The organism is Flaviramulus sp. BrNp1-15 (assembly GCF_022259695.1).
Taxonomy (GTDB): Bacteria; Bacteroidota; Bacteroidia; order Flavobacteriales; family Flavobacteriaceae; genus BrNp1-15.
In genome coordinates, this window is record NZ_CP092099.1 from 1106813 (window position 1) to 1117525 (window position 10713).

The 10713-nt window shown below is 29.8% G+C and carries 10 protein-coding genes; 1 reads left to right on the forward strand and 9 read right to left on the reverse strand.

Features of this window, described 5'->3' with window-relative positions:
- Positions 1-45: 45 nt before the first annotated feature.
- Positions 46-1311: an oligosaccharide flippase family protein gene (locus MBM09_RS04990; protein WP_238675746.1), complete on the reverse strand. Its 1266-nt coding sequence runs from the start codon at positions 1309-1311 to the stop codon at positions 46-48.
- Positions 1312-1343: 32 nt separating this feature from the next.
- A complete protein-coding gene (locus tag MBM09_RS04995) occupies positions 1344-1619 on the reverse strand; it encodes an STAS domain-containing protein (RefSeq protein WP_238675747.1) in 276 nt (91 codons plus the stop codon).
- A gap of 154 nt (positions 1620-1773) precedes the next feature.
- Between MBM09_RS04995 and MBM09_RS05000 the strand changes: the two genes are divergently transcribed.
- Positions 1774-3834, forward strand: coding sequence for a tetratricopeptide repeat protein (locus tag MBM09_RS05000; protein ID WP_238675748.1), 2061 nt, complete (start codon positions 1774-1776; stop codon positions 3832-3834).
- Between the two features lie 79 nt (positions 3835-3913).
- Here the strand turns inward: MBM09_RS05000 and MBM09_RS05005 are convergent, their stop codons facing one another.
- The 7 genes from MBM09_RS05005 to MBM09_RS05030 form a co-directional block, all read right to left on the reverse strand.
- The gene (locus tag MBM09_RS05005) at positions 3914-4258 is read right to left on the reverse strand and encodes a hypothetical protein (RefSeq protein WP_238675749.1); all 345 of its coding nucleotides are present in this window, start codon (positions 4256-4258) and stop codon (positions 3914-3916) included.
- Entirely contained in the window at positions 4258-4380 is a 123-nt protein-coding gene (locus MBM09_RS15910) for a hypothetical protein (protein WP_256444206.1), read from the reverse strand. Before MBM09_RS15910 ends, MBM09_RS05005 begins: the two co-directional genes overlap by 1 nt.
- 173 nt (positions 4381-4553) lie before the next feature.
- Positions 4554-5096: a YgcG family protein gene (locus MBM09_RS05010; protein ID WP_238675750.1), complete on the reverse strand. Its 543-nt coding sequence runs from the start codon at positions 5094-5096 to the stop codon at positions 4554-4556.
- Positions 5097-5237: 141 nt separating this feature from the next.
- Positions 5238-5759: a hypothetical protein gene (locus tag MBM09_RS05015; protein WP_238675751.1), complete on the reverse strand. Its 522-nt coding sequence runs from the start codon at positions 5757-5759 to the stop codon at positions 5238-5240.
- A 597-nt stretch (positions 5760-6356) separates the two neighbouring features.
- Positions 6357-9179: a DUF4114 domain-containing protein gene (locus tag MBM09_RS05020; protein ID WP_238675752.1), complete on the reverse strand. Its 2823-nt coding sequence runs from the start codon at positions 9177-9179 to the stop codon at positions 6357-6359.
- A gap of 121 nt (positions 9180-9300) precedes the next feature.
- Positions 9301-9801 carry a CAP domain-containing protein gene (locus MBM09_RS05025; protein ID WP_238675753.1) on the reverse strand — a complete coding sequence of 167 codons (501 nt, stop codon included), beginning with the start codon at positions 9799-9801 and terminating at the stop codon, positions 9301-9303.
- Between the two features lie 188 nt (positions 9802-9989).
- Positions 9990-10703, reverse strand: coding sequence for a LytTR family DNA-binding domain-containing protein (locus MBM09_RS05030; RefSeq protein WP_238675754.1), 714 nt, complete (start codon positions 10701-10703; stop codon positions 9990-9992).
- Positions 10704-10713: the final 10 nt, after the last annotated feature.

The following is a 10713-nucleotide window of genomic DNA, read 5'->3' on the forward strand; positions in this document are numbered from 1 at the left end:
GTTAGAATGCTTTTTACTGTAGACGAATGGAACAAAACTTTAGATTTAGCTATTTACCAAAAGTTGTTTTTTGTTAGTTTTATTGTTAAAAATGAAAAACAATACCTGGATAACTAGAAGCAAAAACATAGCTATAATTTGCATATGTACTACTTGCTCTAAACTATCATGGTAAAAAATAACTAATCCCATTTGAAGCATACCAAACAAGCCAGAAATTACTACAGGAACATACTTATCTAAGGATAAATAGTAATATGCAAAAATGTTAGAAATTGCAAATAGGCCTGTTGCTAAAGCATACTTCCATAATAATGGAGCCATTGCTAAATAGCTGTCTCCAAATAAAATTGTAATTGCTGTCTTTGGGAATAACACACAACCAATAATTATTACAGTTGCAATTCCAGCAATATATCCAACATACTTAAATAGAATAGGAGCTGTTTCTTTACCTTCTTTTTTTAGCTGAACTACTGTTGGTAAAAGTAGCATTACAAACATCCAAGCAATAAAGTAAACAATTCTACCAATTAAGGCTAATGATGCATATAAACCAGCATCATAAGATTCAAAATAGTGCTTAACCAATAAGATATCACTATTATTAATTATAATTTGAGTTAACTCATAAAACGCAGTGATTATAAAAAATCGGCGCACCTGTTTTGAGTGTTTTGCTTCTAAAACAAAAGGAGATTTAAAATTTAAGTTTTTAAACCTAAAAGGAACTAATCCAAATCCGAAAGAGATTAAAATTCCGATTGCGATAACCACTGAAGACTGAATGTTAAGCAAAAAGATTAACCCAAGAGTGATGATTAATCTGCTTAGCATTTCTGCTTGATATGTTATTGATAAAGATTTAAATTCTTTTTTTCCTTGAAATACACCTCTGTTTACACTCATTAAAAAGTATAAAGGCACGCCAATACCAAAAATGGTAAACATGCTTGAGGATGATGTATTAAAAACTTGTTGTAGTTGAGTAGCAAAAACTATTATTAAAACGCCCAATATTATACCAACTACAGTAGCGTTTTTATAAGTTTTCGAAATAAAACTGTTAAACAAGTTGTTTTCAAAAATGACTGAAAACTTTGCAGTTACCAGTTGAAAAGTCATTGCCACAAAAGAAAGTACTAATAAAAAGGTTATTAATACTGCCGCATCTGCAAATTGAGCCGGACCTAATATTCTTCCAAGAATAAGGTTGTATAAGTAATTACCACCATTTACAACCAATACACTTAGCATAAATAGTTGTTCTGGAGATATTTTTTTCGATTTTAAAGTGGTTAAGATTTGCATGACTTTTATTTGTTGCTAATGGTTTTAACTAATTATGCTGCATGATTGTATAGCTCATCATAGATGTCTTTACAGCCATAACCAATAATTTCAAATTTTTTCTTGTACATTAATGAAATAGCATTTAGTTCTTTTAAAACTTTCATGCCGCTTCTATCAATTAATTTAACACCATCAATATTTATAGTTAATGATTTACTAAAAAGAAGTAAAAACTCTAAATGGTTTTTAAATTGTTTAATAGTAGTTTCATTAATAGATCCTTTTATTAAAAATATTTTGCCTTGTTGTTTAATTGAAAGTGACATAATCTTTATTTTTTAATTAATATTGTTTTAGATTTCTGACGCAAATATCTTTCAAGAATCAATGGTTGGTAGTCAAATTTCGGTGAATGGCACTTTGCTGTAGATGAATGAAGCTACTTTTGGTCTTAACTTGCAGTATCATAAAAACCAAGTCATGAACATTAAAAATTTAATTACTTCAATATTACTTTTTACAATAGCATTTGCCTACACACAAGACATGCAAGAAGGTTTTACTTACTTAGAAATAGGTAAGTATGAACAAGCTGAATCTTTTTTTAAAACCATATTAAAAGATTACCCAGAAAATAAAACTGCACGTTTATGTTATGGGCGTGCCATAGGATTAAATGGAAAACCAGAACAAGCAAATACACTTTTTACTAATCTGTTAGCAGATTATCCTTCTGATTTTGAAGTAAAACTAAATTATGGCGAATCGTTATTATGGAATAGCAACTTCCCAAAAGCTAAAACCTATTTTAAAGGCTTGATAGATGAAGATCCCAAAAGTTTTCCTGCATTATTAAGTTATGCCAATACCTTATCTAATTTAAAGGAATATGAAGATGCGTTACTTTATGTTAATAAAGCTTTAGAGGTTTTACCAGGAAACCCAAATGCATTAACCTCAAAAAAGTATATGTATTTAGGTTACGCTTACCAAAAGCAACAAGCACAACAATACAATGAGGCCGAATCACTTTTAAAAGAAAACTTGAAGCTTTTTAATAATGATAAGGATACACTATTAAATTTGGCTAATCTTTATTTGATTGCAAGTAGATTTGAAGATGCGAAAGCAACTTATGATATTTTAGCAGAAAACCCAGAAAACAAAATTATTGCTTTAAACGGTCTGTCTTTAGTTTCTCATTTAAAAGGAAAAGAAAAAGATGCCTTAAGTCTTAGTCAACAAGCTTTTAATAGTTTAGGAGCTAATACTAATCCAGAAATGGTTAAACCTACAACAGAACGATATATTCAAGCTCTAATTTGGAATAAGAAATTTAAAACAGCAAAAACACTAATTTCCAATTTAATGGAAACCAAACCTAACGAAAATTGGTTATTGGCTTTACGAGCCACATTAAATATTTACAAAAGCGATTTTAAAAAGAGTGTTGCCGATTACAACCGTATTTTAGTTAACGATAGCAGCTCTTTTGATGGTAATTTAGGAAAAGCCAATGCGCTAAAAGCTATTGGCAAATATGATGGCGCTTATACATCTGCAGAAAACACGTTAAAGTTTTATGATAACCAAAAAGACGCCACCAATTTCATTAAAGATCTTAATACTAGTTTTACACCATTTTGGGAAACAAAAACTTCATATTCTTTTGATAATGGAGATAATAAAGCCTTTGCAGTACAAACCAATATAGAGTTTCCAACTTCAATGAAGTTTAAATGGTTAGCAAGTTATGGTTACAGAACTACTAATAATAAAGTTACGAATAATGATGCTACATCAAACGATTTTTCACTTGGATTAGCTTACCAGCTTTTTCCAAATATTACTTTTAAAGGAACAGCAGGTGTAACCTCAGCAAAAGCTAATACAAATGATTACACACAATTGGTAACCGATATTGGATTTAAAATAAAGCCTTTTAAGTTACAGGTTTTAGATATCGGCTATAAAAGCGAAATACAAAGCTTTAATGCCGAATTATTAGATCGGGAAATTGTAATGAATAACCTTTATGCTAATTATAGCCTAAGCACTAACTTTAACTTAGGTTGGTTTACCCAATACTTTTATACTTGGCAAAACGACGATAATGCTAGAAACCTTTTATTTACTTCGTTATACTACAACATACTTAGCAAACCCTCGCTAAAAGCAGGATTAAACTATCAATATATTACCTTTAAAAACCAAGTGCCAACTATATACTTTAGTCCAGAAACATTCAATGCAGGAGAAGTGTTTGTTAACCTAATTAAAGATGAGGTTATTACAAAACCAAAAGAATGGTTTTACGAACTAACTGCAGCTACTGGTTTGCAATATATTGAAGATGATAGTAGCCAAAGCACATATCGTATACAAGGTAAATTAGGGTATAAATTTACAGAACGTACTTTGATTAATATTTACGGTACGCGAAGTAATATTGCCTCTGCTACAGCTGCTGGTTTTACATTTAATGAAATAGGTTTGCGTTTTAAATGGTATTTATTTGATAAGCCTATTTTTAGGGAATAGTATTTATATAAAGCTATTAGTTGCTTAGGTATTTGTTCTAATCTTTAGCATTATAAATTTGTTGAAAAGAGTACTTTTTTCAGTTTATTGATTCCCATTCTTTTTCAATCCTATTCAGTTTAATTAAAAAGGGAATTAATAATGCTAATTCTAATCTAATTGTAATGGTAAATCCGTCTTGAATAAAGGGTAGAACTAGCATAGAGATGATACAAAGAATAATTCCTACTATCGCATCTATTTTTCCAATTTTTATTGCGTAATCTTTCTCAAACCAAAGTGCAAAAGCAACAATTCCTTTGAAAATTCCAACAGAAATCACAATTAATCCATTTAAAGAAAAAGGTTCATTAGTTTCAAACCCGTAGAATGCAAGTGCAGGTTTAATATTCGTTAATCCTAGAATTAGACAAACGAAAGACATTAATCCAAAAAACATAAAAATCCAACAGAATATTTTAATCCACCATGGTAGAAGTTTTCTTCTTCTTTTTTTATATTTTCAAATTCCTCAAATGCATTTTCGGTCAAAGTAGTTTCTTCCATATTATAATTTTGGTTAGTTTTTTATCTTAAAGCTAACGGTTTGTATATGGTTAATTGCGTGTTTCAGTAACTAATTTAGTAAACAAAAACGAACGCGATAAAATTCCGAAGGAATTTTCCAAATAAGCACTTACCAAAGCAATTAATTATACACGTTGTTGCACACAGTACTTTTATTTCCATTTTTCAATTAATTCAGCCACTCCATTTTTAATTCCGTCATAAAAGTTTCCATTTTTAAATTCAGGAATTATGGTTTGGTCAATTACTTTTTTACAGATTTCGTTTGTCAAAATCAGTTCGTTTCCAGTTCCAGTTGCAATTCCGATTTTTCTACAAGGATTGCACATAATAATTGTCAGACCATTATTTTTTTCTGTGTCTCCAACTCCCCAATAATTGCTTAAATCAGTCGCAAATTTTTGAATATCCGAATAAGGTGAAATTCTATCAATTGTCACTACAACTATTTGTCGAGTTGTTTCAATGTTATAGTCATAAATAATATCCGATAGTTCTTTCCTCTCTGAAGGACTGAAAATACTATCATAATCGTTTATTATTTGACCTTTAAGTTTCGTTTCTCTGAACTTTTCAATAGTTGAGAAGTCAAATTCGGGAATAGGTTTTTTTGTTTCAGTTTCTTGCGCAGAACCTTTGCAAGAAATCAAATTCAAAGTCAGAAATAGTATTAATATTTTAGTTCCAATTTTCATTTTTCGTATTGTGTACAACGGTTTTGTGTATGGCTCGTTGCGTGTTTGAGCAACTAATTTAGTGAACAAAAACGAACGCAAGAAAATTCCGAAGGAATTTTCAAAATAAACAACGACCAAAGCAATTAATTATACACGTTGTTACCCAACGTTTTTATTCCGCAAACTTTTCTTTTTCTGATATTTATATTCATAAATCTTGAATCGTATTTTACCCAAAAAACTATTCCATTTGTGGCGAATTCCACCTAATTCCCAATTCACGTCAAATTTTTCGTTGTCATTTTTCCGATAATGCGGAAGTCCAATTTTAAAATGTAACATTGGATTATTTTCTTTTACAGTTTCATAAAAGTCAGATTCAAGTGATGATTTCGGATAGTATTGAATTTCAATTATTGTACTTTCCTTTTTGCTTTTATATATGTACAAGTTTATATCGTACAAATTTTCGTAAATGTCTTTTAATTCATCCGTTATTTGCTCAAGCGATTTTGGTTTTTTCTTTTCGTTTGCTTTTTTACGTTCAATTCGTTTGTCAAAAAAATTCAGCTCGTCATTTATTATTTCCGAAATTATGTAACTCGTATTATCTGAAATTTTATTCCAACAAGAATTTCTTGCCATTTCTAATAGGGAAGAAGTGGCTTCTCTTAGATTCAATTCGAGGTTCTTTTTCGTGACGGTTTTCAAATGTTGGGTAACTAAGGTATAAGAACATAAACTTAGTAATTAATACTTGAAATATAATACAATTAAATAACAAAAAAGGCAAAAGATTTCTCTTTTGCCTTTTTAAAAGTCCCTAACCAAATTTAATCCTTTTAAAAAAAAAGATTACTTATTGATACTTCAAATTTAAATTAAAATGCAAGCTGTTTTTTAATTTTTATACGAATGAACACTTGTGATAGTTGAATAACTTAATACTGTAGACGAATGGATTTGAAGGTGAAAAAACAATACTTTTAATAGTGTAATTAAACAAAAAAGCAAAAGATTTCTCTTCTGCTTTTTTAGAACTAACCAAATTTAACCTTTCAATAAAAAACCATCTTATTGATACTTCAAATTTAGTGTAAAGAAGTAGTTATGCTAGAATTATTATGTGAATAAAGCTTTTAGTTAGTTGAATAACGAGTTGCTTTAGATGAATGGAATTTTATGGTATAAGTGTCAGTTTATTAATTTCTTGTGTAACAAAAAAAGGCAAAAAACGAAAGTTTTTTGCCCTATCCAATAGAAATTAGTTGCTATTAATCATTCTACTAGAAAAGTCCCTGTGTTAACCTGTTTTAAATCGTTAACCAATTTATATTTATATATTCCTTTTGATAGATTTGGAGCATTGTAACTAGCTTTTTTACTATTAGTAACAATGTGTTGCATATCTACAGTTCTACCTAACATATCGTATACTACAATATCAATATAACTAGAAGGGTTAACTAACTTTATTATTGTATTTGTTTTAAATGGGTTTGGATAATTTGTTAAGCTTGTTTTATCTATAGCTACATCTTCAACACTTAAAAACGATTGATTTACAAAAGCTAAACTATTAATAGCTAGATTAAATGATTTGTAATTTGAATAATCGCCAATTACAGAGAACACTACGGTTTTAATATTGTTTATATCTGCAGAGTGTCCGTTAGCATCTTTAAAGTCTGAAAACGAAATGTTGTGTAATGTCTCAGTTTCATTCGCAGGAATAGTATATCGTAAACGGTTATTCCAATCGGTTAATTCTTCTGGCATTAATATAACTTCTATCGCTTGATTGTTGAACATGTTAAATTTTATAGCATCGTAATCTGATACATCTAAGGTTAAATCGCCAGGTAATAAATGTCTAAATAAGTTTATATTGCCTTTAACTTCTCCAGATACAGTTGGTTGTCTTTCAACTTCATGTACATCATCATTGTAATCTATAGCTTGGTTATTTACATTAAATACATCTATTGTAGCATATTCTGATAAATAATCTATTCCCCATGGTCCATCTGCCAAATACAATGCGTCTTGTTGTGCAGAAAAGCTAGTTGAAAGAGAAAAACCAATATCAAATAAAGTACCTGTAGCAATACTTACGGTTTCATTATAGTCTCCATTTAATGTAATATTTTGTTGTATATCTAAACGGTTTGTTGAAACTTCGGTTTCTGCAACGCTACCATTAAATGTCATACTGCTTGCGGCTACTTTGTTTACAATATTTAAATGAATTTGTCCATTAGAATAATAACCAGATTTAACAAAAACAGCAGGGATTTTGTCGTTAACTTCTTTGCTTGTTAAAGCTTTTTCTGAAGCGTATGTATCTATAATATGATTTGCAATTGCAAATACTTGAGAGAATGAGTTTCCCCAAATTTGATAGTTGTTATAATCGCCTTCTGGGTATTGTGCTATATTCCAAAAACTTAATAATTCGTTACTAGTTGTACCTAGTTTTATAGAGAAGCTTAAAGTAAATTCTAATTCTCCAGTTGCTCTTTTGATTTTAGAACTTATGATATTATGACCTCTAACAGTAACCGTTCTAACATCTTCTAAACTAGAGTTGTTTAATCGGTCGCAAATTGCTTTAGAGTGATCGTAAATAGAACCTTCAGTTTTTGTTGCTAGAGCAGCAGATACACGGTTTTCGTTTTGATAAATATCTACTGAAAATACTTCTGATGCATTGGTAATGCCTAATAAATCTTCCGGACTAGATACGTATGCAGTTTCTGTACCATACATACCAGTATCTGGTAAATAGTTTTCTAAAGAATTTGTTGGTCCACCTTTTCTAGATTTACCTTTGGCATATGCCTTTTGAAAGCTTTTCTTGTCTGCTATTTTTCCAGACGTTTTACGTTTAAAATTACGCTTAGCAATTAATCCTGCTAAATTACCATTACTTTCCAATCCGCCATTGTTGGCTGAGGTAACTGTAGCTGCACTAGTTACATCTGGATAATTGTTAGTTTTTAAAGCTTGGTATGGATTTGTTGTAATAAAAAATACGGCATCATTAAAATCGTTATCGCACCAATCTAAATCTCTTCTTACGTCTTCAAAACCTAAAATTAAACGATCATTTCCTTCGTCAGTAAGTAAAACACTATGGTGTCTTAAATCTGCATCACTTTCTGGATTAAAATATGGATTTGAATAAACATTCCATATATCATGAGCAACAGTTTCTCCATTCCAAGCATTGGCTAATAAAACCCAGCCAATACCTGTTCCAGCAGGAAAGCGCCCAATATTTACTTTATCACCAGGTTGTAGTGCTCCACCAGCACCTAATTCTGATGCATTAGGAAAAATAATTGTTATATCTTCTTGTGCTGGTTTAGTAGTTGGGGGATTGTTTAAGTCGTATGTATAATATCCTAATACATTTGTATATCCTGCACCTTCACTTATAAAAGTAACCCAAACATCTGTTTCTTGTTGTATAGATAAATCTGTATCGTAACCTGCTGCTATATAATGTGGATTGTATTCTGGTACTGGATAGCTTTCTGGAAGCGAACTGCTAATAGTTTCTAAATCTGAAGCAGAAATAACATCTCCAACAGGTTCTAGATACAATGGTTTACCATCTGCATCGTAAGCTCCTAAATAGTTATAATTAAATACATCTGAAGTAGGTAAAATATCAATTATATTTTCAGAATTAAAGCCGTAATTTCCTATTGCAGCTAGACCATTTCCAGTATTTCTGTCATTTAATTGTACTCTTACAAAATAAATTTCTGGTGCAATATCTGCACTACTTTGGTTAAAACCAGATAAATGAATTTCGCCTGTGTAGTTTGTTGGCGTTCCAGATGCTGGCACATTTACATTTTGCCAATGCAAACCTGAATTCCAATCAATCTCTGAAGCACTATTTTTGGTTTTTAATAAAGCTATTGAGAATTGAGCATCTACATTACTTGTATAATCTAATGAGAAATTTAATGTTTCTCCAATTTTTATTGGATTGGAAGAAAATGAAAAATTTGAAATCGATCCCGATTGAGCTCTAGCTATAAAAGTAAAGCTTAGTAAGATTGTTATAAAGAGTAATATTTTTTTCATAATATTTTTAATTATTTAAGACAAATTTATTAGAGATGTTATCCTGTTATTTTTTAATTCGTTAAGTATAATTTATGTGTAGATGAAAGGTAGATTTGTGTAGATGAGCAATTTTTAATAATTACCTATTTACGAAAATATTTGTAAAATAATTTCTACCATTTTCGTCTTTTTTGGTTGAAATTCCTATATCTGTAAACTCAGGGTTTTCAATGTTTTTTCTATGTTCATCACTTTTTAACCATGCATTTACAATAGCTTGAGCAGAAGAATACCCGTAACCTACATTTTCTGAAACCCTTTTTGCATTAACCTCATTTTTTAAATTTTCAGACCTGAGGTAGAAAAAGTCATGACTAGCTTCTCCTTGCTCAACCATATACACATTATGTGTGATGGCTTCTTTTGATGCCTGATTAAGAATATTTAGTGGTAGTAGTTCTTTTGAAGCTCTATAAGCGTTTATTAATTCTGCAATTTCATAATCAATTTCAGAATATACCACTTTTATATTTTCAGAATGATATAGGTCTGGAACCTGCAAATCATCATTCTCAATTGAACAAGACGTAAAAGAAATATTTAATATGATTATAAGAACAAGTAATAATAATTTTTTCATGAGATTTGGTTTAATTTCATGACAAAACTATTTTGAACGTTACTCGTTTTTAATATTTTTCGACTAGACTATTTTTAAGTGTAGATGAATGGTAAATATTTATAGATAATTAAAATGGGTACTTAATTAAACACAAAAAGCAAAAGATTTCTCTTTTGCTTGTACTTAAATCTATTTTTAAAACTTATTTAAAGTAAGTTTAATCGCTTCATTAATTCTGGTCTATTAGAACGACTTACGGGGATAACGTCTTTTTTTATAAGTACGCTATTATCTTCAATATCAATTATTTTCTGTACATTAATGATGTAAGAACGATGTACTTTTAAGAATAAAGAGTCTGGTAATTTGTCTTCAATTTTCTTTAATGTAGAGTGCACTGTGTAGTTTTTGTTTTCTGTTTTTACTTGTATGTAATCTCCTTTAGCTTCAATAAGATAAATACTAGGAATATCTATTTTTATAAGACGTCTATCAATATTAACGTATAGATCGTTACCAGAAGTAGTTTCTACTTTTTCTGTTTGTGAAACGGATTTTGTAGGTGCGTCTTGTTTAGCTTTTGCTTTGTCAATCCCTTTTTGAAAACGCTCTTGTGTAATAGGTTTTACTAAATAATCTACAATACAATCATACTCAAATGCTTGAATGGCAAAATTAGGATCGGATGTTGTTAAGATTATTTTTGGGGGATTTTTTAAGGTTTCAATAAAATCGAAACCAGTAAAATCTGGCATATGAATATCTAAAAAAATTAAATCAATTTCGTTTTGATTTAAATATTTTATGGCTTGCATTGCATTAGGAAATTCTTCTAAAACATTTAAACTCGAAACATTAGAGCATAACTGATTTATGATAGCTCTAGCTGTGGCTTCATCATCAATAATAATACAATTCATCCTTTGCTAA